The sequence below is a fragment of the Salicola sp. AFF1 genome, from assembly GCF_056783195.1.
This window is the reverse complement of sequence record NZ_JBXAYL010000019.1, coordinates 12,335-36,066: the sequence shown is the minus strand read 5'-3', so window position 1 is coordinate 36,066 and position 23,732 is coordinate 12,335. Positions and strand designations below refer to the sequence as shown.

Annotated in this window: 19 protein-coding genes; 11 read left to right on the top strand and 8 right to left on the bottom strand. The window is 63.5% G+C overall.

Annotated elements, in window-relative coordinates:
- Positions 1 to 11: 11 nt before the first annotated feature.
- The 7 genes from AC1RQI_RS12600 to pilG all read right to left on the bottom strand — a co-directional run bounded on the left by AC1RQI_RS12600 (position 12) and on the right by pilG (position 12,843).
- Positions 12 to 1,052, bottom strand: a complete 1,041-nt coding sequence (locus AC1RQI_RS12600) for a chemotaxis protein CheB (RefSeq protein ID WP_481905059.1) — start codon at positions 1,050 to 1,052, stop codon at positions 12 to 14.
- Positions 1,049 to 8,341, bottom strand: a complete 7,293-nt coding sequence (locus tag AC1RQI_RS12595; protein WP_481905058.1) for an Hpt domain-containing protein — start codon at positions 8,339 to 8,341, stop codon at positions 1,049 to 1,051. The genes AC1RQI_RS12600 and AC1RQI_RS12595 overlap by 4 nt, the downstream gene beginning before the upstream one ends.
- Positions 8,325 to 9,248 carry a CheR family methyltransferase gene (locus AC1RQI_RS12590; RefSeq protein ID WP_481905057.1) on the bottom strand — a complete coding sequence of 308 codons (924 nt, stop codon included), beginning with the start codon at positions 9,246 to 9,248 and terminating at the stop codon, positions 8,325 to 8,327. The genes AC1RQI_RS12595 and AC1RQI_RS12590 overlap by 17 nt, the downstream gene beginning before the upstream one ends.
- A 30-nt stretch (positions 9,249 to 9,278) precedes the next feature.
- Positions 9,279 to 11,399 (bottom strand): methyl-accepting chemotaxis protein, encoded by a 2,121-nt coding sequence (locus AC1RQI_RS12585; protein ID WP_481905056.1) that lies wholly within the window; start codon positions 11,397 to 11,399, stop codon positions 9,279 to 9,281.
- A gap of 66 nt (positions 11,400 to 11,465) precedes the next feature.
- Entirely contained in the window at positions 11,466 to 12,026 is a 561-nt protein-coding gene (locus AC1RQI_RS12580) for a chemotaxis protein CheW (protein WP_481905055.1), read from the bottom strand.
- Positions 12,027 to 12,039: 13 nt separating this feature from the next.
- Entirely contained in the window at positions 12,040 to 12,402 is a 363-nt protein-coding gene (gene pilH, locus AC1RQI_RS12575) for a twitching motility response regulator PilH (RefSeq protein WP_095616183.1), read from the bottom strand.
- Between the two features lie 48 nt (positions 12,403 to 12,450).
- Positions 12,451 to 12,843 carry a twitching motility response regulator PilG gene (pilG, locus tag AC1RQI_RS12570; RefSeq protein ID WP_349751308.1) on the bottom strand — a complete coding sequence of 131 codons (393 nt, stop codon included), beginning with the start codon at positions 12,841 to 12,843 and terminating at the stop codon, positions 12,451 to 12,453.
- Positions 12,844 to 13,172: 329 nt separating this feature from the next.
- Between pilG and gshB the strand changes: the two genes are divergently transcribed.
- Genes gshB through AC1RQI_RS12530 form a run of 8 tightly spaced genes read left to right on the top strand, consistent with a single transcriptional unit; the run spans position 13,173 to position 19,000 of the window.
- Complete coding sequence (gene gshB, locus AC1RQI_RS12565; RefSeq protein ID WP_416633037.1) at positions 13,173 to 14,135, top strand: glutathione synthase; 963 nt, start codon at positions 13,173 to 13,175, stop codon at positions 14,133 to 14,135.
- A gap of 8 nt (positions 14,136 to 14,143) precedes the next feature.
- Entirely contained in the window at positions 14,144 to 15,013 is an 870-nt protein-coding gene (locus AC1RQI_RS12560; protein ID WP_481905054.1) for an energy transducer TonB, read from the top strand.
- Positions 15,014 to 15,053: 40 nt separating this feature from the next.
- Positions 15,054 to 15,611: a YqgE/AlgH family protein gene (locus AC1RQI_RS12555; protein ID WP_416633039.1), complete on the top strand. Its 558-nt coding sequence runs from the start codon at positions 15,054 to 15,056 to the stop codon at positions 15,609 to 15,611.
- On the top strand, positions 15,604 to 16,029 hold the full coding sequence (ruvX, locus tag AC1RQI_RS12550; protein ID WP_416633040.1) for a Holliday junction resolvase RuvX: 426 nt from the start codon (positions 15,604 to 15,606) through the stop codon (positions 16,027 to 16,029). Before AC1RQI_RS12555 ends, ruvX begins: the two co-directional genes overlap by 8 nt.
- A 14-nt stretch (positions 16,030 to 16,043) precedes the next feature.
- Positions 16,044 to 16,547 carry a bifunctional pyr operon transcriptional regulator/uracil phosphoribosyltransferase PyrR gene (pyrR, locus tag AC1RQI_RS12545; RefSeq protein WP_416633041.1) on the top strand — a complete coding sequence of 168 codons (504 nt, stop codon included), beginning with the start codon at positions 16,044 to 16,046 and terminating at the stop codon, positions 16,545 to 16,547.
- The gene (locus tag AC1RQI_RS12540) at positions 16,540 to 17,547 is read left to right on the top strand and encodes an aspartate carbamoyltransferase catalytic subunit (protein ID WP_416633042.1); all 1,008 of its coding nucleotides are present in this window, start codon (positions 16,540 to 16,542) and stop codon (positions 17,545 to 17,547) included. Before pyrR ends, AC1RQI_RS12540 begins: the two co-directional genes overlap by 8 nt.
- Entirely contained in the window at positions 17,544 to 18,833 is a 1,290-nt protein-coding gene (locus AC1RQI_RS12535; protein ID WP_416633043.1) for a dihydroorotase, read from the top strand. The genes AC1RQI_RS12540 and AC1RQI_RS12535 overlap by 4 nt, the downstream gene beginning before the upstream one ends.
- The gene (locus AC1RQI_RS12530) at positions 18,830 to 19,000 is read left to right on the top strand and encodes a hypothetical protein (RefSeq protein WP_416633045.1); all 171 of its coding nucleotides are present in this window, start codon (positions 18,830 to 18,832) and stop codon (positions 18,998 to 19,000) included. Before AC1RQI_RS12535 ends, AC1RQI_RS12530 begins: the two co-directional genes overlap by 4 nt.
- 16 nt (positions 19,001 to 19,016) lie before the next feature.
- On the opposite strand, the gene AC1RQI_RS12525 is transcribed toward AC1RQI_RS12530, so the two are convergent.
- Complete coding sequence (locus AC1RQI_RS12525) at positions 19,017 to 19,289, bottom strand: HU family DNA-binding protein (RefSeq protein ID WP_416633046.1); 273 nt, start codon at positions 19,287 to 19,289, stop codon at positions 19,017 to 19,019.
- A 257-nt stretch (positions 19,290 to 19,546) separates the two neighbouring features.
- Here AC1RQI_RS12525 and AC1RQI_RS12520 point away from each other — a divergent pair, with 257 nt between their 5' ends.
- Genes AC1RQI_RS12520 through AC1RQI_RS12510 form a run of 3 tightly spaced genes read left to right on the top strand, consistent with a single transcriptional unit; the run spans position 19,547 to position 23,727 of the window.
- Positions 19,547 to 20,593 carry a hypothetical protein gene (locus AC1RQI_RS12520; protein WP_481905053.1) on the top strand — a complete coding sequence of 349 codons (1,047 nt, stop codon included), beginning with the start codon at positions 19,547 to 19,549 and terminating at the stop codon, positions 20,591 to 20,593.
- 24 nt (positions 20,594 to 20,617) lie between these two features.
- A complete protein-coding gene (locus AC1RQI_RS12515; RefSeq protein ID WP_481905052.1) occupies positions 20,618 to 21,637 on the top strand; it encodes a putative solute-binding protein in 1,020 nt (339 codons plus the stop codon).
- A 26-nt stretch (positions 21,638 to 21,663) separates the two neighbouring features.
- Positions 21,664 to 23,727 carry a TRAP transporter large permease subunit gene (locus AC1RQI_RS12510; protein ID WP_481905051.1) on the top strand — a complete coding sequence of 688 codons (2,064 nt, stop codon included), beginning with the start codon at positions 21,664 to 21,666 and terminating at the stop codon, positions 23,725 to 23,727.
- Positions 23,728 to 23,732: the final 5 nt, after the last annotated feature.

Below are 23,732 nucleotides of genomic sequence, written 5' to 3'. Positions count from 1 at the left end.
TACAGGTCGAATCAGGCTGAATGGTATCGGGAGCGGCCCGCCAGAAGGGTCTGTTCCTCGAGTACGCGCAGCAGTCGGGCCGCCAGTTCGCGTGGTTCGCCCTCAAAATCCGCTGTGCCGCTGGCGCGGATGGATTCGGGCATGGCCGGACTGGCACAGCTTTCCGGGCTTTGTACCCAGACATGACCGCCCGCCTTGCGGAGTGCTGGTGCGGCCAGGGCGCCATCATTGCCCATGCCGCTGAACAGGATGCTGTGGCAGTGGCCACCGTGAACCCGCGCGATATTGGTCATCAGCTGGTCGATGGAAGGGCCGTAGGGCCCCGCCCAGGGTTGGTCGCGAAGCTGGATGCGAGCCTCCTCGTCGAGCCAGAGTTCCTGTTCAACGGGGACCTGGAGGACTTCACCGCATCGCAGCACTCGCCCGTGCTCGGCGCTGACCAGTGGCCATTGCGAGTCCCGGGTGAGTACGCTGCTGAGAACCCCACTGAAATGGGCGTCAATGTGCTGCGCGTACACGAAGGCAACCGGCAGGCGCCCTGGCAGTGAATCGAGAAACGCCTTAACGGCCGCGGGGCCTCCCAGGGAGGCGCCCAGGATCCAGAGCTGTCGGGCCGGCTGGTTCTCTTCGGCCGGCTCCAGCCAGGTCGGCATGGGCAGGCGCTGGCGGGTTTGGCGTTCTGAAGCCAGGGCGTCCAGGCTGTTCTGGTTTTCCAGTGTCTCCAGGCTTCCCAGCTGGTCGCCGAGCTTGGCGAACAGGCGCCTCTCCCAGCGTATGTATTCCGGGTGGCCTGGTTCCGGGGCGGCGCCCGGACCAAAAAGCAGGGGGCGATCCTCGTCCGTCAGCAGCGTTTCAATCAGCTCCGGATACTCCTCTTCGTCGGTGAGTTCCACCACGCAGAGGCTTGAGTCAGGGGTGGCATCCAGAGCGGCAAACCGCTCCGGGTCACCAATGAAGGCAACCGGCAGGCCGTGTTTGTCCAGTGCCTGCTGCAGGCGGTGGCGCTGGAGTACGTCATCGGCGATGACGATCACGCCCCGGTCTGTGCTCATTGCTCAGCTCCGGCGCCGGTATGCTCCATGATGGTGTCCAGCAGCTCCTGTTCCTGGAACGGCTTGCCAAGGTAATGGTTAACGCCGATGGCCTCGGCCCGCTCACGGTGTTTGTCGCCGGTCCGTGACGTGATCATGATGATGGGCACATCGCTGAGCTTGCTGTCATGCCGGATGAAGCTGGCAACCTCGAAGCCGTCCATGCGCGGCATCTCGATGTCCAGAAGAACGATGTCCGGGCGGCGGTCCTGGAGCTGACCCACGGCGTCGAGCCCGTCCTTGGCCAGCAGTACCTCCATGCCGTGGCGTTCCAGCAGCCGCGAGGTAACCTTGCGCACCGTAACGGAGTCGTCCACCACCATGACCTGGGTGGGATGCTCCTCCTGGGGCGTCTCGCCGGTTTCCACCTGGGCCAGCATGCGCTGGCGCTGGGCCAGGATGTCGCCACGGATCATGGCCGGCAGGTCGAGGATCACCACCACGTTACCATCGCCCAGGATGGTAGCGCCGGAGACGCCACGCACACTGGCGAACTGGGGCCCGAGGGATTTGACCACGATTTCGCGGCTGCCCATGAGACTGTCCACCTGCAGGGCCATGGGCTGGTCGGCACCCCGCACCAGCATCACTGGCAAAGGCAGTGCCTGGCCCTGCAGTTTGGGCTGGCTTTCGGAGTTGAGCAGCGCGCCCAGGTATTGCAGGCGGTACTGCTGGCCGGCGTACTCGTACATTGGCGCATCCGGCTGGTAGTACTCCTCAAGCTCGTAGGTGGACACGCGAACAATGCCTTCGATGGTATTGAGCGGGATGGCGTAATAGTCATCCCCAATGGTCACCATCAGGGCACGGTTGACCGACACCGTGAACGGCAGGCGGACGGTGAAGATGGTGCCCTCGCCAAGGGTGGAGTCGATGTCCAGGCTGCCGCCCAGCTGTTTGATCTCGCTGGCAACCACGTCCATGCCCACGCCGCGCCCGGAGATCTGGGTCACGGAAGCAGCCGTGGAGAAGCCGGGCTGCAGGATGAACTGCAGGATCTCATGGGGGGTCAGGTCCTCGCCGCTGTCGAGCAGTCCCTGCCTGATGGCTTTCTGGCGCACTTTCTCGGTATCGATCCCGCCGCCATCGTCCTGTAGGCGAAGAACGACTTCGCCGCCTTCACGGCTGAGGTCCAGCCGGACGTTACCGCTGGCTGACTTGCCCGCTTTCTCCCGTTCTTCCGCGGATTCAATGCCATGGTCAACGGCGTTGCGCAGCATGTGCTCAAGGGGCGAGACCATCCGGTCCAGAACCGTCCTGTCCAGCTCGCCCTCGGCGTTGTTGACCTCGAAGTGGGCTTTCTTGCCGGTTTCGCCGGAGATCTGGCGAACGATCCGCCGCAGCCGGGGGACCATGGAGGAGAAGGGCACCATGCGGGTCTTCATAAGCCCTTCCTGGAGCTCGGTGTTGGTACGCTGCTGCTGCAGGAGCAGGGTTTCGGCGTCACGCACCTTCTCGCTCATGGTCTCGCGCAGGTCGGCAAGGTCCGAGGCGGACTCGGACAGCGCCCGCGAGAGCTGCTGGATCGAGGAGTAGCGGTCCATCTCCAGCGGGTCGAAATCCTGGTCATAATCCGGGCCGTATTCCTGTTCCGCGCGGTGCAGGATCTGGGCCTCGGTCTCGTTCTCCATCCGCCGCAGCTGCTCGCGCAGGCGGTCCGTGGTGGCCGCCATTTCGTCGAGCGTATGGCTGAAGTCGCTGATCTGCTGCTCAAGCCGGCCGCGGGTGATGCTGGTTTCGCCCGCCAGGTTGACCATCTCGTCCATCAGCTGCGCGTTGACGCGCAGTGTGTCCTGGGCACTGCGGGCCAGTTCGGCCTTGCGCTGGTCACGGGCCTGTTGCTGCGGCTGGGTTTTCTGGGCCGGCGCCTCGCTCTCGTTGTCTGTTTTCTGAGCGTCGTCGCCAGTGGGGGCCTCCCCGGCGGACGCAGTGTCTGCTTGGGAGCTTTCGGTTTGTTCCGGCGTTGCCGTGGCCTCTGCGGTTTCTGGCGCTTCGGCGGGTTGGTCCTGTTCCTCGCGCTCGGGCTGCTCGGCGCCGGATTCCATCTGCCAGGTGCTGCGGACCTGTTCAACGCGGCTGATGATCTCGTCGTGGAGCCCGTTGATTTCGTCCCACTGGGCCTCCGTGGGCTGGTTGCCCTCGGATTCGATCCGCGAGAGCAGGCTTTCGAACCGGTGGGCTTTCTCGCCCAGGGTCGTCAGTTCGGCCAGCCGGGCGCCGCCCTTGATGGTGTGCAGGGCCCGTTGGGCCTCCTGGCTGTGGGCAGCCTGGTCGCCGTCCTCCGCCTTGTGCCAGGCGGCCAGGGTATGGTCCAGGGTGTCCACAAGCTCGCCGGCCTCTTCGAGGAAAATCTCAAGGACTTCCGGGTCGACGTTGCTGGGGTCATCTTCGGCGTCTTCAGCCGCGCCTGCTTCGGAGGCTTCGGCTTGCCCGTCAGCTGCTTCCAGCGTCTCACCGGCCTCAACGCGCTCCAGCATTCCGCGCAGCTGATGCAGGCTGTTTTGGCTGTAATTCAGGGCCTGCCGGCTGTCGCCGGCGCCTTCGATGACGCTGTCCAGGGTGCTCTCCCAGGTGTCCGCGAGCTCGGCAATGGGGTTGAGCTCGGACAGACGGGCGCCGCCCTTGAGCGTGTGAAGCTCCTCGCGCATCCGCGCCATGGGCTCGCCTTGCTCTGGGTTGGGCTCCCAGTCACGGATCGCCTTGTCGATGGCGGTCTCGATCTCACGGGCCTCATCCAGGAAGAGGGCACTCAGTTCGTTGTCCGGTACGCCTGAAGGCTCTGCTTCGGGTTCGGCGATGGCTTCTTGTGCCGCTTCCTGCTCTGATGTTTCCGGCTCCGGCTCCGGCTCCGGCTCCGGCTCCGGCTCCGGCTCCGGCTCCGGCTCCGGCTCCGGCTCCGGCTCCGGCTCCTGGCGTTCCGGCTCGGGGGCGGCGCTTTCGCCCCGTATCAGGGCATTTACCCTTTCGGCCAGTTCGTCCGCCGGTTCACAGGGCTGGAAGGCACTGACCTGCTCAACCATGTTGGCCAGCGCATCGTGGCAGGCGAGCAGTGTTTCGCCCGTGGCTTCCCCGAGAGCCAGCTGGCCTTCAGCCACGCGCTCGAAAAGGTCTTCCAGCGAGTGGGCGAGGTTGGCGATGGGGGCGATTTCGGCCATGCGTGCACCCCCCTTGAGGGTGTGCAGATCGCGCTGGAGGGTTTTGGCCAGTTCCGTGTTCTGGGGCTCGGACAGGTACTGGTGCAGTGTTTCGCCCGTGCTGTCGATGAGCTCGTGGGCTTCCTCCAGAAAGATCTCCGCGAGTTCCGGATCAATATCCGCGCTGGCCTGTTGGTCGGTACCGCCTGCATCCTGTTTTTCAGGTTCAGGTTCAGGTTCAGGTTCAGGTTCAGGTTCAGGTTCAGGTTCAGGTTCAGGTTCAGGTTCCGGCCCAATGTCCTCGTCGAGCGCTTCATCCATGGAGGCGAGGTCTTCGCTGAAGCGCTCCTCGAAGACCTGCTGCTCGGCATCGCTCCGGGCATGGCGCAGGTCGGCTGCCTGTTCGTTCAGGCGGGTGACCAGGCTGGCCGGGGCTTCAGTCGCGAGCCCTGCGGCCAGCTGGTCCATGAGGTTGATCAATGACTCGTGGGCTTCCCGCAGCAGCGGCGTCAGGCTGTCCACGGGCAGGTCGGTCGTTTCGATGACCTCCTCGTATAGATGCTGCAGTGCACCGGAAAGCTCGCTGACGTGCTGTACCTGCGCCCTGTCGGCGCTGGCGCTGAGTGTGGTCAGGCTGTTGATCAGCTCCTGCAGGGGCGCTTCGCCTGTGTTGCCCGCCAGCCATTCTTCCAGTGTCTGGTCGGCATCCAGCAGCTGCTCAATGCCCTCATTGAGGAAGATGCTGATCAGGCTGTTATGCCCGGGTTCCTGTGGCTGGGGTGTCGCCATGGTCCCGGCCGGTGGCCGTTCTTCGGGATAGCGTGCCTGATGCAGCTCGCGCAGGTCGTCAAGAAAGGCGTCCGTGCCGTCCAGGGGCGTAAGCGGGTCTTTATCCAGGCGCTCCAGGCCCGCGCGCACAAAGTTGCGCACCCGGCGGATAAGCTCAACGACGCTGGCATCGGCCTGGTCGCCAGCAGCCCGTGCCCGCTTGACGAATTTCTCCATGGGGGCCGTGATGCGCGCGATGGGCTCGATGCCGGCGGTGTGGGCGCTGCCCTTGAGGGTGTGCAGGGCGCGCGAGAGCTGGTCGGTATAATCAACCGCGCTATGCCCCTCGGACTCGGAGAGGAACTCGTCCAGCGCCTCCAGGTGGCTGTCGGCCTCTGAACGGAAGATGTCCATGAGCATCGGGTCGAGATCAAGCTCTTCGGACTCGCCGGTCTCTCCGGACTCCGCGCTGCTGGCCTCTGACGCCTGGGCTTCGGGCTCGGCTTCCGGCATGGGCTCGGTATCCAGGACCTCGCCGCGCGCCAGGGCATTGGCGCGTTCTTCAAGCCTTTCAGTGTTAACGGACGGTGCCCGTTGATGCCGGAAATCCTCCACCAGGGTGGGCACGGCCTCGGTGACTTCCTTGAGCACCGATGCCATGTCGTCGCTCATGAAGAGGGTGCCGTCGAGTACCCGGTTCAGGGCATTCTCCACCGCCCAGGCCAGCTCCCCAATACGCTCGGCCTCAACCATGCGGCCGCTGCCCTTCAGGGTATGGAAGGCACGCCGGACTTCGGTCAGAGCGCTGGTGTTTTCGTAGCTTTCAAGAAGCCGCGGCAGGTATTCGTGGATGGTCTCCAGAACCTCTTCCGCTTCCTCGATGAAGATATCGAGGATCTCCTGATCCACGAGGGGCTCCTCGTCACCGCCGTGTGATGGCGCTGCCGCTGGTTCTGAAGGGCCGGTTTCTGCCTCTGGTTCAGGCTCAGGCTCTGCTTCGGTTACCGACGGTGCTTGCGGTTCGGAGTCCTGTTCAGGTTCAGCGGGCGAGGCTGCCTCCGCTTCTTCGGCTTCCTCCGGCTCTTCATCCTCAGGCGCCTGCTCAAGCGCCTCATGAGGTGCTTCTTCGGCCTCTGTGTCCTCGGGCGCAGGCGCGTTTCGGGCGTCCGCGAGGCTGTGTGCCTCATTCATGAGGTCGTCCACATCCCCCGTCGCCTGGCCGTCGCGGAAGGACTGGATCAGGCCCGGCAGACGTTCAATCACTCTGTCGAGCAGGTTGATGATGCGCTCGCCCGGCTGTATGGAACGGTCCAGGACCCGGTTCAGCAGGTTTTCGACCGACCAGGCCAGCTCCCCAATACTGGTGGCCCCCACGAGACGACCGCTGCCCTTGAGCGTATGAAAGGCACGGCGCACTTCACCGAGCGCCTGATGGTTCGTATGGTCAGTCTGGAAGCTTGGATAGTGTTGCTGGATGGTCTCCAGAACCTCGTCGGCCTCGTCCACGAAGATTTCAAGGATGTCGTCATCCAACAGCTCGGAGTCGCGCTCCTTGGGGGCTTCCGCTGTCGCCGCCGCGTCGCTGCTGACGCCCGCGTGTTCGGCCTCCGCTTCGGCCTCCGGTTCCGGCTCCGGCTCGGATTCCTGCCAGGTGGCCTCCTTGCCGGGGGGAAAGCCCAGGCTTTCCAGCCGTTCCTCGGCCATGGCCAGGATGGCATCGTTATCGTCGATGCCGTCCATGTGCCGTTCCAGATGGTACTCGATGCTGGTGATGGCATCCGCCAGGGTGTCAAGCTGCTCCCAGTTGGGCGCCCAGTTTCTGTCGATGAGCACTTGCTGGACGAAATGCTCGCAGGCTTCCAGGGCAGTGGCGGTGCGTTCCAGTGGAATCAGGCGCAGGCTACCGCGGATACTGTAGAGCAGTTCGGGAACACCGCTGATTTCCTCGGTGTTCCACTGAGAGGCGATGAAGTTGACTACGCCGGTCTTGACCTGCTCCAGCGCGTTGCGGGACTCACGCAGCACAGCGCTCCCGGCCTCGTTGGCCTGGAGCCCGGTAATCCGATGGTCGCTTTCGCCGGTGTCGGCCGGCTGTTGCTCCTCATCCTCCGAGAGCCCGGAAATGGTCGCTTCCACATAGAGCAGGGCACCCGCGATGTCCATCAGGGTGCCGTCATCCACGGCCTCCGGACTGGCTGCGAGCTGCTCAATGCGTTCGATCTGGTCGTTGATGACACGCTCGCTGGTCTGCTGGCGCAGCATTGCCAGTGTGTTGGCAATCTGGCGAAGCCCGGGGAGGAGCTCTGACAGGTCGGCATTGCTGCGCTCGCGGGCGCGCACGAACAGGTCCAGCCGGTCCTTGATGGAGGTGAGCTCTTCACCGAGCACGTCCACGACCGAGGCCATGGCGGCGCGTGCCGGCGCCTGGCTTTGTCCGTGATCGCCGGTATCGCCGGGCAGGGCCTCAAGCAATCCGTAGCGTTCCACCATGGTACGCACGCGCTCGCTGTTGCATTCGGCACCACGCGCAACGTAGTAGAGCAGGTTCTTGAGCGTGTCTTCCGGTACGGATTGGCTGAGGATGGTGTCACTTTCGCTGATCAGCCGTTCGAGCTCGTTGTCGAGCTCGTTGATCAGGGCCAGCGTGGCCGCTCCCATGGCGTTGTGCCCGGAGTTAAGGGTGTCGATGAGCGCGCCCGCTGCCTGCCAGAGCTCACCCTGCGGGGTTTTCTGGCAGAGCTTGATCAGGCGCGTAATGACCTTGTCCAGATAATCGAGATGGGTGTCCTCGTCCACGCCCTTTTCAAGACCAGCGCGTGCGAACTGGAACATCTGTTGGAGTTTACGGACTTTATCGAGCACACCGGAGGCGGTGAGGCGTTGATTGACCTTGGCGGGTGCCTCGAAACGCGCCGGGCTCAGGTCCGGCTTGAAGAGCACGCTGGCCGAGAGGAAGCTTTCACCGCGCGCGGCCCTGAGGTCATTGAGCAGCGGCAACAGGCGCAGCGGCACATCTTCGCTACGGGACTGGAGGGTGTTGAGGTAATCCGGGAGCTGCAGAATGCTCTGCATCAGGCTGCCGATGGCGGTTTCGCTGTCCCCGGTATCCTCATTGAGCAGTGCTTCGGCCAGGGCCTCCATTTCCGCCGCGACCAGGCTGGCACCCTCAAGCTGCACCATCCGGAGTGTGCCGTGAACCTGGTGCAGGTGGTTCAGGCAGAACCGGAGTTGCGCCAGATCATCGCGGTTTTCGGCAAAGGCTTCCAGCGTCTGCTGGCTCTGTCTGAGCGTTTCCTGAATTTCTCCCCTCACCCAGTGGAGGGAGAGGGTGTCATCGTGCTGAGCCATGATCACTCCGGTTGCCATTCTGGGATTCCGATCGCTGCCAGGCGAGTACCTGCGGGGCGGCCACCGGCGTCAGCTCCGGATGCTGCCAGTCCGTCAGCTCGCCTTGCCCGAGGATCAGCAGTCCGCCCGGGGCGAGCAGATCGGCCAGCCGGTTAGCGATGCCCCGCCGCCGCCAGCGGCGGAAGTAGATGAGAACATTCTGGCAGAAAATAATATCCATGCCGTGCATGGGCGCGTGTTGTAGTTCAAGAATATTGAGCTGCGAGTAGCTGACGCGCTCCTTGAGCTCCGGGATCACGGAGACGCTGTTGTCTGCCAGGGTTTCAAAATAGTGAGACTGCCAGTACGGGTCCGTACCCGCCAGTCTGCGTGGTCCGTAAACCCCATGGCGCGCCTTGTCGAGCGCGACAAGACTGATGTCTGTGCCCGTCACGCCGTAGTAGCGCCTGCCCGGTGCGTCACTGGCGGCTTCGTGCAGAAGCATGGCCAGAGTGTACGCCTCTTCGCCGGTGGCGCAGCCAAGGCTCCAGGCCTCCAGGGTCTTCTGTCCGCCTTCGCGGTAATGGCTGCGGGCGTGCGCGGCTACCAGGTCAAAGGCATCCTGGTCGCGAAAGAAACGGGTTTCCTGAACGGTGAGTCGATCCACCAGGGTCGCCCATTCGGCAATTGCCCCAGGGCCGTACAGGATCTTCTCATAGTAGGCCTGGTAGCTGGGAAAACCGAGCTCCCGGACACGCATGCCCACGTTGGCTTCCAGAAAGGAGCGCCGTTCTGGAGACAGCGTCATGCCGGTACGCGACTCCAGCAGGTCCCGCCACTGCTCGAACTGGGCGTCATCCATGGCCATGCCCGGCGCGAAGCCGGGCGGAATCACGGTGGATGGATTGTTGCTTTCAGCATTGACCATGCTACGCCCGCACCTGACCGGTGGCTGTGATTAACGGACCGTTGGGACATCCTGGTCGCTGTCATCCCCTGCATCCGTGGGCGCGTTCGATTCCAGGGCCTGCGGCGCTTCCGCAGGCTGTGCTTCCTCGGTGGACTCCGGCAGCTTGAACCCGGCCACGGATTCACGCAGCTCGGCGGCCATCGCCGCAAGATTCCCGATGGACTCGGCGGTCTGGTTGGTACCCGAGGAGGTCTGCGAAGTGATCTCCTGGATGACGTTCATGGTGTTTGAAATGTGCGCGGCAGAGGACGACTGCTGGCGTGCCGCATTGGAGATGTTCTGGATCAGTTCCGCCAGGTTGGTGGAAACGTTCTCGATCTCTTCCAGTGCCACGCCGGCGTCCTGGGCCAGCCGTGCCCCGCGCACCACCTCGCTGGTGGTGTGTTCCATGGAGATCACGGCCTCGTTGGTGTCCGACTGGATCGTCTTGACCAGGGCTTCGATCTGCTTGGTCGCCGCCGAGGAGCGCTCGGCCAGCCGCTGGACTTCGTCCGCGACCACCGCGAAGCCGCGTCCCGCGTCCCCGGCCATGGAGGCCTGGATGGCGGCGTTGAGCGACAGGATGTTGGTCTGGTCGGCGATGTCGTTGATCAGCGACACGATGTCACCGATCTCCTGGGAGGACTCACCCAGGCGCTTGATCCGCTTGGAGGTCTCCTGGATCTGCTCGCGGATGTCGTCCATACCCTTGATGGTGTTCTGGACCACCTCGGTGCCCTTCTTGGCGAGGGATACAGAGCGTTCTGCTACTGACGAGGACTCGGAGGCGTTGGAGGAGACCTGGTCGATGGAGACCGCCATTTCGTTCACGGCTGCCGAGGCGCCAGCAATCTCCTGAGCCTGGTGTTCCGAAGCCTCGGCCAGCTGTTTGGCCGTGGCCTGGGTCTGTTCGGCGGAAGAGGCCACGTTCACGGCCGTGTCGCGGATGGACTGCACCAGGGTACGCATCTGGTCGATGGCGTAGTTGATGGAGTCGGCGATGGCGCCCGTGAAGTCCTCGGTAACCGTCGCCTCCGTGGTCAGGTCACCGTCGGCAAGGTCGGCCAGTTCGTCGAGAAGCCGCAGGATCGCATTCTGGTTCTGCTCGTTCTGTTCCTGGGTCTCACGCAGCCGGCGCTGGGAGGCCTGGTAGAGGGCAACACCGATCGCGATGATGTTGGCCAGGATGGCGACCAGCAGCGCATAGGCCCAGATGGGCGTCACGATGTGGTCACGGTTCTGGACCAGCGAGACCAGCTCCGAGGTTTCGCTCAGAAGCTCGGGGCTCTGGGTGAAAATGGCGTTGGCGGATTCGCGTGCCTGGAACAGATCCGGTGAAAACTGGAGGATGCGGTCGACGTTTTTGTCCACCACGTTGAAGAGCTCTTCATCAACGTATTCGAGGATGAACTGGGCGTCTGGATCTTCCAGGGCGCTTACGTTCATGGATTCGTCGCCATTGAGCTGGGCGTTGAGAACCCGCCCGAAGCGTTGGGCGTCCTCGCCAAACTGGTTGGCCGCAACCACAGCGTCCTCGTCACCACTGAGGACGTTGTTGACGCTCCGGGCGATGCGTTCGGCCAGCAGGGACTGGCGCTGCGCCAGGGAGATCTGTTCAGGGTTTGCTTCGGTGTTGATGAGGATGTCCACCACGTCCTCATATTCCACCTGGAGATCGGGGATGATGTTGTTGAGTTCGTTGGCCAGCTTGTGCAGTTCAAGCACGCCGCTGCGGGTGGCGAGGATCTCGTCCGCGCTGGTGCGGACATCGCTCCACAACGATTGGACTTCGGTTTCTTCGGTGAGCTTGAGCGGGGGCAGCCCCGTTTCCGGCCGCCCGTTGCGGAGGTAGCCCCAGAGTTCACTGAATCGGTCACGGGAGCTCTGGAGCTGGTCGAAGGCCGCCTCGGTGCCGCCAGCCGCCTCGGTGGCGTTCTTGGCGATCTCCTGGGAAAGCACCCGGAGGTCACCGGCGTAGTCGATGTACTGGGCGTCATGGCTGCTGTTGCGGTTGATCAGGAACAGCACCACCACCAGCGCAATGGTCAGCACCCCGAGCAGACCGATCAGCCCTACAATGGGCCGGTTGGCGCTCTGCGCTGAAATGAATTTTCCGGCACGGTTCTGCATTTTCGGCTCCTGGCCTATCACTCTGATGTTGTTTTGATCGACAAATCCGGTGGTTAACCGCGCGCACTACCAGTGCGCGACATCCAGAAACTGTTCATCTTCGGCCAGCGCCAGCGTGGAAAAAACGTTCCACACCTCATCATTGCGCTGGTAAGCGCCCCTCAGAAACGGTTTGACCGCCCTGCTGGGTTCTTCCGCCTCCGGTGTATGACTGTCGACGCTGAAATACTGCATGCCCAGCACGTCATCCACCACCAGCCCACTGAACAGTTTCCCCTGCTCAATCACCAGCACACGGCGTTCACGCAGAGCACCGGCAGGCCTGGGAAGGCCGAAGAACAGGGCAAGGTCGATGATCGGAAGCAGGCGGCCGCGGACATTGGCGATCCCGAGCATGAACGCCCGCACACCTGGCACAGGTGTGAAGCGTGGTACGTCGAGGATCTCGGCCACCTCACCCATGGGCGCCACATACCGCTGCCCTGCCAGGGTGAACCCGATGCCACTGAACAGCTCGACCGCTTCCTCCTGCTTGGGCAGCCCGGCAGCTTTTTCATGACTGCGCTGGGCAATGCTTGTCAGGGCGCTGAACGGGTCGGTTTCAGCTGAAATGGCCTGCGCGGACATCCGGTACTCCCGTTCAGCTTAGCAGGTCGTCGATGGTCTTGAGCAGCTCGTCCTCGGGCACCGGCTTGACCAGGTAACCACGTGCGCCCTGGCGCGTACCCCAGACACGGTCGGTTTCCTGGTCCTTGGTGGTCACAATAACCACGGGAATATGCTGGGTTTCCGAGCTGCGGGTCAGTTGCCGGGTTGCCTGGAAGCCGTTCAGCCCGGGCATGACCACGTCCATGAGCACCAGGTCCGGCTGTTCCGAACGGGCAATGGCAACGCCATCGGAGCCATTGTCGGCGCTCAGCACTTCGTGGCCGTTCTTGGTTAGCAGTCCGGAAATCTTTTTCACCTCCGTGGGTGAGTCGTCAACAATCAGGATGCGAGCCATGGGTTCCTCTGCTATGGGTCGTTCAAATGATGGGTCATGCCGAAGCGGTCATTCCTGGCGCGTGGGCATGTGGTCGCGGATGGTGCCGAGCAGTTCATCCTTACTGAATGGCTTCGTGAGGTACTGGTCCGATCCCACGATGCGGCCCTTGGCTTTGTCGAAGAGGCCGTCCTTGCTCGACAGCATGATTACGGGTGTTTGCTTGAATGCATCGTTGTTCTTGATCAGGGCGCAGGTTTGATAGCCATCAAGACGCGGCATCATGATGTCCACAAAGATGATGTCTGGTTGCGAGTCCGCGATCTTGGCGAGTGCGTCGAACCCATCTGTGGCCGTGATGACTTCACAGCCCACCTTCTTGAGAAGGGTTTCCGCGGTGCGACGGATGGTCTTGCTGTCGTCGATCACCATGACTTTGAGGTTTTCGAAGTTATCGTCCATTGTCCAACAGCCCTGCGCTAAATAGAGAGATCATTGTGCTTGCGGCGGCCCGGATGGCTTTCCGTGCCTTGCTTCGGCCTCAGTATGAGGCGCCGTTTTAACACAGATCCCATGCGTGTTCTATATGGCCCCACTTTTATAACGGATGCCGGGCCTGGCCTCCAGCGACGTTGTGTCACTGATTGTGATGGAAATCACTTACCCGGCGTTCAACAGTTGGCCCGGTGGCCAGCTTGCACAACCACTGCCCTTTTTCCAGCATAGCAGGTATTCTCTGGCGCGCATGCCGGTACATTGCCGGCCCGTTAATCACCTCCGGGAGGCCCCTGATGAGTGTGACCCTTAGTGTGGTCATGGATCCGATCGAGCGGATCAGTTTTCACAAGGATACCACGTTGGCCCTGCTGTTGGCTGCCAGGCGCCGTGGCTGGCTGTTGCGTTACATGGAGCTCGACGATCTTTATGTGCGCGACGGCCAGGCGCGTGCCCGTACCCGGGATCTGGAAGTGTATGATGATCCGCAGGGCTGGTATCAGTTCGGCGAGAGCCGGGATCAGGACCTTGGTGAACTGGACGTGATCCTGATGCGCAAGGACCCGCCGGTGGATGATGCCTTCACCATGGCCACTTGGATCCTGGAAATGGCACAAGGCCAGGGGGCGCTGGTGCTCAATCCCCCGAACACTCTGCGCGACTGCAACGAGAAGCTCTTCGCCACCCGCTTTCCCCAGTGCATCCCGCCATTAATGGTGAGCCGGGATCCCCGCAAGCTGCGTGAATTCCACCGCGAGCACGGCGACGTCATCATCAAGCCCATGGACGGCATGGGCGGCAAGTCCATCTTCCGGGTTCGCCCGGACGACGAGAACCTGAGTGTCATCCTCGAGACCCTGACGGCGGACGGGACCCGCAGTGCCATGATTCAGCGTTATCTGCCCGAGATCCAGGACGGTGACAAGCGCATTCTCATGATTGACGGCGAGCCGTTGCCGTACTCGCTGGCGCGCATCCCTGAAGCGGGTGAAAGCCGTGGCAATCTGGCGGCCGGCGGGCGCGGTGAGGGCCGTGAGCTGACCGACCGGGACCGCTGGATCTGTGAGCAGGTGGGGCCGGCACTGAAGGCCCGTGGGCTGCTGTTCGTGGGGCTTGATGTGATTGGTGATTACCTGACCGAGGTGAACGTAACCAGTCCCACCTGTGTGCGGGAGCTTGATCGCGCCTTTGACGATGACATTGGTGGCCGGCTGATGGCGGCTATCGCCCATCGTCTGGACAACCAGGTCGGAGGCTGAGCGCTGTCGTGGCGGAGGTAACGCATGCGGACCGCCTGGGGTTGACCCTCTTTGCCGCCCTGGTGGTTCACGGTGTACTGATTCTGGGAGTGGGGTTCGCACCAGAAGACCCCCAAACCACCGACCATAGCATGGACGTAACGCTGGCAACCCGGCCCACATCAGAGGCGCCGGAGGAGGCGGACTTCCTGGCCGAGGCTTCCCAGAAAGGCAGTGGCGAGGCACAAGCCAAGCAGGAGCTCACCAGCCGCGAGTCGGCCCCGTTTTCGGACTCACAGCCACGCCCTGCCACACCGCCCCAGCCCGAGCCCCGGCCTGACAGCGGCGGTGTCGCCGAGCGGGTTACCACCGAGAGCCCATCGTCCCGTCAAACGCCGGACGAAAGTGAGGAGGATGATCAGGCCCCAAAACGTGATCATCCGGACGAGAGCCTTCAGCAGCGCCGCCAGCGGATGGCCAGCCTGGAGGCGCGCCTGAGCAAGCAACAGAACGAATACGCGCAGCGTCCACGCATCGAACACGTTACCTCTGTGTCGACGAAAACGGATGCCGTTGCCGGCTATGTACGCAACTGGCAGCAGACCATTGAGCGCACAGGCAATCTCAACTACCCCCGGGAGGCGCGCCGGCGGGGAATTCATGGGCGGGTCCGGATGCTGGTGGCCATCAACAGTGATGGCAGCCTTCGCGAGATGGAAGTACTGCAATCCTCCGGCCACGCAGTGCTAGATGACGCGGCGCAGCGAATCGTCCGCCAAGCAACGCCCTTCGAAGCCTTCGACCGGCGCATGGCCGAGGAGCAGGACGTGCTTGAGATCATCCGAACCTGGTCCTTTGAATCAGGCGGGCTGAGCGCAAGCGTTCCGGATAAGGGTTAACCCTATTGTGTGCTGGCCCCAGGCAAGGAATACTGCGATCATGAGCACACAGTCGGAATTCCTGACCAATCACTTCCTGATCGCGACCCCCTGGCTTGAGGATCCGCGCTTCGGGGGATCACTGACCTATATCTGTGAGCACAGTGACGAGGGCGCCATGGGGTTAACGGTGAACCACCCCATGGACCTGGATCTGGGCGACCTGCTCTCGCAGCTGTCGCTTGAGGGGGACCCGCCGAGCGCGCCCGTTTACCAGGGGGGACCGGTCCAGCCCGAACGCGGTTTTGTCCTGCACCGGCCGGTCGGCCAGTGGCAGAGTTCGCTGGCACTGACGGAGACGCTGGCGCTGTCCACATCAAGGGACATTCTGGGCGCCATCGCGGCTGGCGAGGGGCCCATGGATTTTCTGATGGTGCTGGGTTACGCCGGCTGGGCACCGGGCCAGCTGGAGGAAGAGCTTGCCGGCGATGCCTGGCTGACCTGCCCGGCGGACGAAAGCATTCTGTTCGAGCGTGAGCCAGCCCAGCGTCTCAACGCGGCACTGGAGAAGCTGGGCGTGAGCCCGGGCCACCTGAGCGGGGGCGTGGGCCATGCCTGAGAGTCGCAGCCTGATGGCTTTCGACTTTGGCGAGAAATGGATTGGCGTGGCGGTGGGCCAGCAGATGCTGGGCTCTGGCTCCGGGGTGGCACGGCTTAAGGCCCGGGACGGGATCCCGGACTGGAACCAGGTGGGCGGGTTGGTCGAGACCTGGCAGCCGGAGCTGTTCCTGGTGGGGCTGCCGCTTAACATGGATGGGACGGAAACCTGGCTGTGCCATCTTGCCCGCAAGTTCGCACGACGGCTTGAAGGACGCTATCATCGCCCCGCAACCATGGTGGATGAACGCCTGACCACCCATGAGGCCAAGCAGGAATCGCTGGCACAGGGCCGGGTTCCGGATCACGCGGATGAGGGCGTGGACCGGCGCGCGGCGGAGCTGATCCTCGAGACCTGGTGCGCCTCCGCCAGTAACTGACGACAGGAGCCGCTGTGCAGGACATTGAACAGCTTCTGGATCGGATGACCGAGGACCTGCGCAACCATATCCACGCGCGGGGCCTGGGCCGAGTGCTCCCGGTAGGCATCCGCACCGGTGGTGTCTGGATTGCTCAAGCGCTGCGGCACCGCCTCGGCATCGAGGCCGATTGCGGCGAGCTTGATATTACCTTCTACCGGGATGACTTCAGCCGTGTCGGGCTCAACCCCCGCGTCAGTCCCTCACGGCTGCCGTTCGAGACCGGCGGGCAGCACCTGCTGCTGGTGGACGATGTCATCATGAGCGGGCGCACCATCCGTGCCGCCATGAACGAGCTTTTCGACTATGGCCGGCCTGAGTCCATTACCCTGGCAACGCTGGTCGATCTGGGTCGCCGGGAGCTGCCCATTCAGCCGGATGTCATCGGCATCCGCCAGGATCTGGGGGCACGTCAGCGCATCAAGCTTCAGGGCCCGGAGCCGCTGGAACTCACGGTAGAGGAGGTGCCCGATGCCTGACAGCAGCCGCCGCCTGCAGCTGACCGCTGACGGGGAGCTGCGCCACTTCCTCGCCATTGAAGGGCTGGACGAGCCCCTGCTCACCCGGATCCTGGATACCGCCGATTCCTTCATCGAGGTGGGTGAGCGCACCATCAAGAAGGTGCCGTTGCTCCGGGGGCGCACCCTGGTCAATCTCTTTTTCGAGCCCAGCACCCGTACCCGCAGTACCTTTGAGCTTGCCGCCAAGCGTCTGTCGGCGGACGTGCTCAATCTGGACATTGGCACCTCGGCCACCTCCAAGGGCGAATCCCTCTCGGACACACTGCTCAACCTGCGCGCCATGGCCAGCGACATGTTCGTGATGCGCCACTCCCAGAGTGGGGCGCCGCACTTCGTGGCCCAGTCCGTAACGCCGGACGTGGCCATCATCAACGCCGGTGACGGGCGCCACGAACATCCGACCCAAGCCATGCTGGATATGCTGACCATCCGCCAGCACCTGACAACCTTCAGCGGCCTGCGCGTGGCGATTGTGGGTGACATCCAGCACTCGCGCGTGGCTCGCTCACAGATCCGGGCACTGAACACTCTGGGTGTGGACGAGGTGCGGTTGATCGCGCCGGATACGCTGCTGCCCCACGAGCCCGAGGCCCTGGGCGCGCGGGTGTTCCATCGTATGGAAGAAGGGCTGCGCAACGTGGACGTCATCATCATGCTGCGGCTCCAGAATGAGCGCATGGAAGGGGCATTGCTGCCGAGCGAGAGCGAGTTTTACCGCATGTACGGCCTCAGCCGGGAGAAGCTTGCCTACGCCAACCCGGGGGCGCTGGTCATGCACCCCGGGCCCATCAACCGGGGCGTGGAGATCGAGTCCGCCGTGGCCGATGGGCCACAGTCCGTGATTCTTGGACAGGTGACCAATGGCATCGCCGTGCGCATGGCGGTCATGTCCATGGCCATGGGCGGCCAGCTCAACGAGCGTCAGTCGGCAACCGGAGAGGGGGAGGCGTCATCGTGAAGTGGCGTGTCGACAACATTCATCCCGTGATTGACGGTGAACCGGCGTCCATGCCGACTTCCGTGCTGGTGGCCGACGGTCGCATTGCCGGGGTGGGGAGTGAGCTCTCCGGGGAACGGGCGGAACGCGTGGTGGATGGTACCGGCCAGTGGCTGTTGCCTGGGCTGATCGACCTCAACTGCCTGCTCCCGGAACCGGGCAGCGACCGCACTGGCAGTATTGAAAGCGAAACCCGTGCCGCCGCCCGGGGTGGCTTTACCACCGTCTGCACCACACCGGACACCTCACCGGTGAACGACTCCGGTGCCGTCACCCATCTTGTACTGGATGTGGCTCAACGCCAGGGTCACACTCGGGTTCTGCCCGTAGGGGCGCTGACCCGGGGACTGGCAGGCGAGCGCCTGAGCGATATGGCTGGGCTGACCCGGGCTGGTTGCGTGGCCCTGGGCAACGGCGGTTACACCGCCGCCAGCGCCCGGGTGCTGCGCCGCTGTATGGCTTATGCCCATACCTTCGGAATCCGCCTGTTCCTGCAGCCGGAAAACGCCTCCCTGGCTTCCGAGGGCTGCGCCCATGATGGGCTCGTGGCCGCCCGGCTCGGACTCCCCGGCATTCCGGAAGTGGCGGAAACCACGGCGGTGAGTGAGTTGCTGATGCTGGCGGAGGAAACCGGAGCCAGCCTGCACATCGGGCCGTTGAGCTGTGCGCGTTCCGTGGCGTTGGTGCGGGCCGCCAAGGAGGCTGGGCACAGCGTGACCGCCGAGGTGGGCATCACGCATCTGGTGGCCACGGAAGACGCCATCGAAGGCTACAATGGCACCTTTCACTGTCGGCCGCCGTTGCGCAGCGAAGCGGACCGGCGCGCACTGCTCGAGGGTGTGGAAAGCGGCGTGATTGATGCCATTGTCAGCCAGCACCGGCCCTCGGACGAAGCGGCCAAGCTTGCCCCCTTCCCGGAGACCGAGCCCGGCCTCTCCACAGTGGAGTCCACGCTGTCGCTGGGGATGGAGCGGGTGGCCGCCGGGGAGCTTTCACAACGGGCCCTGCTGCGGGCATTGACCACGGGGCCGGCGCAAGTGCTGGGCCTGGATACGCCCACCATCGCCGAGAATGCCGTGGCGGACCTGACGCTGGTGGACCCGCGACGGACCTGGGCGCCTGCGGCCCGGACCCTGTTCTCCGCTGGCCCGCATCTACCGGTTATGGATCGTGCACTGCCGGGGCGGGTGACGTTGACCGCCGTGGATGGCCGTATCCGTCACGAAGATGAGGGTGACGACGCATGAGCTGGATCGCGCTGGTTCTGCTTGCCGTCATGACTGGCCTGCTGTGGCGGATTGCCCGTCATGCCGGGGATGTACTGGATCGTCAGGCCGCCATCCAGACAGAGCTGACGGCGATCGAGCGGCGCCTGGCCCGCCTTGAGGCGGGGAAGGACAACAACCCCGGCTGAGCCACTGGGAGTGTGGCTACTTAATGGCCTCGCGCAGGGGCTTGCCCGGCTTAAATCCCACTGACTTGCTCGCCGGAATCTGGATCGCTGCGCCGGTCTGCGGGTTGCGGCCGGTACGCGCACTGCGTTCACGCACGCTGAAACTGCCAAAGCCCGGCAGGCTCACGCCCTCGTCCTTGGCCAGCGCGGCGCTGACTTGATCCGTAAAGGCATTCAACACGTCCTGAGCCTTGCTCTTCGACAGGCCCGTTTCTTCAGCAATGGCAGCAGCCAGTTCCGGCTTACGCATGATGGGGTCTCCTTTGTCTTTTCGATGATCACGATAACACCGTTCAGATATAGCCCACCAGAGACAGCCGTCAACCCTGACCGGTCGGTAACCTGAGCGCGCCATGGGCTTCTCATTCCAGTCTTTGTGGTACTGATCTCACAACAGGACCCGAGGGTTGCGCATAATGCCGGACTGGATTTGACCGGCGATGACGCTGCATCAGGGAGTCGCCGCACGCACGGAAGAGCAACCCACAGGAAAGGCTGAGGCCAACCATGAGAGTAATCCTTCAACCCCGGCTCTGGGCGCGGGTAACGGTGCTGCTGGCACTGCTTGCGATGCTCGGCGGCTGCTCCATGATCCGCCACCAGATGTACGCCACCAGTGGCAGCGTGATGCAGGGACTCTCCAAGGAACACACCACGCCCTATGTGCTGAAGCAGTCCGATGTGGGCATGTCCTGTGCCATGGGCGAGGCGACCACACCATTGATGATGTCGTTCGGGCGGGTAACGGATGAACCCAACCAGCTTGGCATCATGATGCACCTATCCGCCGCCGGCTGCTCTGAAACACGGGCCCGCGAACGGGACCTGGCGTATGAGCGACTGATGCGCGACCGCGACCCCGATGCGGCTCAGGATGCCCGCTACGCCGCTCGCCGCCACTACCGGCAAGCCGCTCTTCGCTTCCACAAGGCCTGGAAGAACATGAACAGCCATTACGGTGACGTGGGGAACGGGGAATGTCCCACCGAACGACTTGAAACCGAGACGGATCAGTTCATGTTCCTGGCCGGACTGCTCTCTGGCTTGCAGGCGATGAATACCCAGGTGCGTGCCGGTGAACAGCTGGGCATCCCCAACAACATTGGTTCGCGGGTGGCCCGCGCCACCCGATGCCTGGACGACGACCGCTGGTGGGGGGCGCCACGCGCCATGAGGGCCACTGTCTGGGCCATGGTTCCGTCTGCGGCGCCCGAGGGTGCCAAGCCGTTCAAGCAGCTGGAAAAGGCCAGCCGCAAGGGCGAAGAAGCTGGTGTGCGACTGGCCCATGTTTTTTACGCCGTCGCTGCCCAGAACGCGGGTGACGAGGCGAGATTGCGGGAGGTGATCCGCCGCCACGCCAAGGCGATTGAGGCCAAGCCCGCCGCCGAAGATTGGGTCATGATCGATGCGACGGCAACGCGTCATATCCAGGCGATTTCCGACCGGCTCTGGACGAGGGCCCAGGGCCACCGCACCCCGACCGGGCGGCTGGGTGAATTCTGGGATGATCCGGAACCGGAATCCGAGCGCATTGACCTGAATGAACTGATGTAACGGGCGCAACCAGGAGGCATGGTCATGAAAACCCTGAAACGCACACTGATGGGCGCTCTGGCGGCGCTGACGCTTGCCACCGCCACGAGCGTCGCAGCCAAGGAGGACCTGCTTGAGCGCAGCCTTTGCGTATTCGACCCAGTGGGGGCCAATGGTCCGCTGTTTGAGCTGATGCAATCCGCCAGGCCGATGGCGCTCAAAAAGGGCGTGGACCTGGACCTGCGGGCCTACACCAGCGAGAAAATCGCCGCCGAGGAATTCCGCAATGGCCAGTGCGACTCGGTTCTTCTGACCGGCACCATGGCCCGTGATTTTAACCGTTTCACCGGATCGCTGGAGGCCATGGGCGCGATACCGGGGGAAGAGGAAATGCGGATGCTGCTGCAGGTATTGAGCCAGTCCAATGCCCGCAAGTATCTGAAGACCAAAAAGTATGAAGTTGTGGGCGTGCTCCCGGCGGGTGCCGTCTACCTGTTCCTTGATGACCGCTCGATCGACACGGTGGAAGAGCTCCAGGGCAAGCGCATTGCCACCCTGGGGCATGACAAGGCGTCGGTTACCATGGTCCGCCATGTGGGCGCTTCCGTGGTCGGCTCCAGCACCTCCAACTTCTCCGGACGCTTCAACAATGGCAGCGTTGATGCCGCCTATGCGCCGGCCGTGGCCTATGAGCCGCTGGAGCTCTACAAGGGCCTGGGCGACAACGGCGCCATCCTCGACTACACCCTGGCGCAGATGAACTTCCAGGTCCTTGTGCGCCGGGACCGGTTTCCCGAGCGATTCGTGAAGCAGGCGCGGGAGTACGCCTTCAACCGTATTGATCAGGCCTACGGCATCATTGAGGACGCCGAATCCAAGGTGAAGGAAAAGTACTGGATGCGGCCCACCAAGCAACAGCGCCATGAATACAATGCCATGCTCGCCGAGGTCCGGCGGCAGCTGCGCGAGGAAGGCGAATTCGACGAGACCGCCCTGAAGCTGATGCGTGGCATCCGCTGCCGGGTGAACCCCTCCAGGGCGGAATGCGCCCGCTCTGAGGGCTGAAGCCACCAACTGACCGGGTCTGCTGTATGGGACTGCCACGCCGTACCGGCATCGAATGGTTCTCGTCGTTGCCGGCCTGCCTGATCCTGTTGTTGTTCGTGTTCCTGGCCACGAGCACGGACCTGCACAACAAGGCGCTTCAGCTGGGGGAACATTTCTGGTCCGGCTACTACCAGCTCCGGGAGGACCCGGAGCCGCCGGACTGTCGTTTCCTGGTGGACATCGAGTCCGAGGTGGACCGGGTTGCCGAGCGCCGGATGGACGAGGAGATTGCCGGACTGCTCGGGGAGTCCGAGGTGGATCGCGAGGCCATCCGGCGCTCGGTGAAGGCGTCACAGCGAGCCTGTGAGGCCGATCACCTCCAGTACCACGTCATGAAGGAGCGCATCACCACGCCGGTGCGGCTCTATCGAGGCTTTGAGCAGGGCCTGGCGGCCATTACGGAGGCGGGCCTCAACTGGCAGCGTCCGCTGCTGATCCTGCTGCTGGCCATCTGCGCGGCCACGGCCACGCTGGGCCGGCACCAGATCGCCATCCGGGGCATTGAGACCCGCATGGATTACCGGGTCTCCTACAGTGCCCAGGCTATTGCCAACCTCATGCTGTTGGGATCCAGCTGGATCTACCGTAACCATGTGCATCAATCCATGGAAGCGGTGCCACCGGCGCGGGATACGCTCAATGTGCTCTGGGTGGTGTGCTTTGCGGTGCTGGGGGTGGCCAGCGTCTATCGCCTGTTGCGAGAGCCGGACAACCTGGAGTCGGGCGGCGGTATTGTGCAGTCGCTGACCACCATCCCCCTGTATGCCGTGATGTGCTTCATCTCTGGAGCCTACTTCCTCAGCTTCGGCTATATGCAGGGCATTGGCGTTTACCTGGGGGCGCTGATGGAGCACGCGGAGATCTTCGTGAACGTGGCGCTCTACATCTGGGCGGGGATGATGCTCAAGCAGACCCGGGTAGCCTCATTGGTGTTTGATGTCTTCCGCCCCCTGCGCATGCCCCCCGAATTGCTGGCTACCGTGGCCGTGGTGGTCGCTGCCATTCCCACCGCCTACACAGGGGCCTCTGGCATTTTCGTGATCGCCGCCGGGGCCGTCATCTACCACGAGCTGCGCGCTGCCGGAGCGCGTCGCCAGCTGGCGCTGGCGGCTACCGCCATGTCCGGTTCCATGGGGGTAGTATTGCGCCCCTGCCTGCTGGTGGTGGTCATCGCCATGCTCAACCGCGAGGTCACCACCGACCAGCTCTTCAGCTGGGGCGCCATGGTTTTCGCGCTCTCTGCGATTCTGTTCTTCCTGGTCACAATGCTGTTCAATCGCCAGAGCGAGCTGAAACTGGCGCCATTGAACGAGGCGATCCCCGAGATGCTCCAGGCACTGCGGCCCCTGATTCCCTATGCGCTGGTGGTTGCCGCGGTTGTGGTGGCCTACCGCTGGGGTCTGAGCGTGACCCTGGACGAGTTTTCGGCGCCGCGCATCCTGCCGGTGATGCTGATCAGTATACTGGTATTTGAGGCCATCCGTTTCCGGGGCCGGGAACTGCCCCAGACCGCTGGCGGTCAGGCCCACCGCGCGCTTGAGCCCAGCCTGCGCCAGGCCACCACGGATACCACCGCAGAGATCGGGGCCCTGCTGCTGCTGTTTGGGCTCTCCATCAGTCTGGGCGGCGTTATCGAGCGCGCCGAGCTCATGGCATTGTTCCCGGCCAGCGTGGCCAGCCCCTGGGCCGCCATGGGCCTGATGGTGCTGCTTCTGGTGGGTCTGGGCATGATCATGGATGCCTTCGGGGCCGTTATACTGGTGAGTGCCACCGTGGCCACTTTCGCCTACCAGAGCGGGATCCATCCCGTTCACTTCTGGATGGTGACCCTGGTGGCCTTTGAGCTGGGCTACCTCACGCCACCGGTGTCACTCAACCACCTCCTGACCCGCCAGGTGGTTGGCGATAACGAGGTGCGCCTGGCGCAGACGGAGGCCAGTGGCGGCAGTTTCTACCAGCGCTATGAACGGATCCTGATGCCGATGGTGGTGATGGGCGCGGCCCTGGTGCTGGTGGCGTTTGTGCCCCTGCTGGTGTACGCGCTCTGAGGCGC

What these genes read in the sequence shown, in the direction of transcription:
- AC1RQI_RS12585 (WP_481905056.1), bottom strand. Translation starts at nt 11,399, where the DNA reads ATGCAGAACCGTGCCGGAAAATTCATTTCAGCGCAGAGCGCCAACCGG.
- pilG (WP_349751308.1), bottom strand. Translation starts at nt 12,843, where the DNA reads ATGGACGATAACTTCGAAAACCTCAAAGTCATGGTGATCGACGACAGC.
- ruvX (WP_416633040.1), top strand. Translation starts at nt 15,604, where the DNA reads ATGCCTGAGAGTCGCAGCCTGATGGCTTTCGACTTTGGCGAGAAATGG.
- AC1RQI_RS12555 (WP_416633039.1), top strand. Translation starts at nt 15,054, where the DNA reads ATGAGCACACAGTCGGAATTCCTGACCAATCACTTCCTGATCGCGACC.
- gshB (WP_416633037.1), top strand. Translation starts at nt 13,173, where the DNA reads ATGAGTGTGACCCTTAGTGTGGTCATGGATCCGATCGAGCGGATCAGT.
- AC1RQI_RS12580 (WP_481905055.1), bottom strand. Translation starts at nt 12,026, where the DNA reads ATGTCCGCGCAGGCCATTTCAGCTGAAACCGACCCGTTCAGCGCCCTG.
- AC1RQI_RS12530 (WP_416633045.1), top strand. Translation starts at nt 18,830, where the DNA reads ATGAGCTGGATCGCGCTGGTTCTGCTTGCCGTCATGACTGGCCTGCTG.
- pilH (WP_095616183.1), bottom strand. Translation starts at nt 12,402, where the DNA reads ATGGCTCGCATCCTGATTGTTGACGACTCACCCACGGAGGTGAAAAAG.
- AC1RQI_RS12525 (WP_416633046.1), bottom strand. Translation starts at nt 19,289, where the DNA reads ATGCGTAAGCCGGAACTGGCTGCTGCCATTGCTGAAGAAACGGGCCTG.
- AC1RQI_RS12600 (WP_481905059.1), bottom strand. Translation starts at nt 1,052, where the DNA reads ATGAGCACAGACCGGGGCGTGATCGTCATCGCCGATGACGTACTCCAG.
- AC1RQI_RS12515 (WP_481905052.1), top strand. Translation starts at nt 20,618, where the DNA reads ATGAAAACCCTGAAACGCACACTGATGGGCGCTCTGGCGGCGCTGACG.
- AC1RQI_RS12510 (WP_481905051.1), top strand. Translation starts at nt 21,664, where the DNA reads ATGGGACTGCCACGCCGTACCGGCATCGAATGGTTCTCGTCGTTGCCG.
- AC1RQI_RS12595 (WP_481905058.1), bottom strand. Translation starts at nt 8,341, where the DNA reads ATGGCTCAGCACGATGACACCCTCTCCCTCCACTGGGTGAGGGGAGAA.
- AC1RQI_RS12540 (WP_416633042.1), top strand. Translation starts at nt 16,540, where the DNA reads ATGCCTGACAGCAGCCGCCGCCTGCAGCTGACCGCTGACGGGGAGCTG.
- AC1RQI_RS12520 (WP_481905053.1), top strand. Translation starts at nt 19,547, where the DNA reads ATGAGAGTAATCCTTCAACCCCGGCTCTGGGCGCGGGTAACGGTGCTG.
- AC1RQI_RS12590 (WP_481905057.1), bottom strand. Translation starts at nt 9,248, where the DNA reads ATGGTCAATGCTGAAAGCAACAATCCATCCACCGTGATTCCGCCCGGC.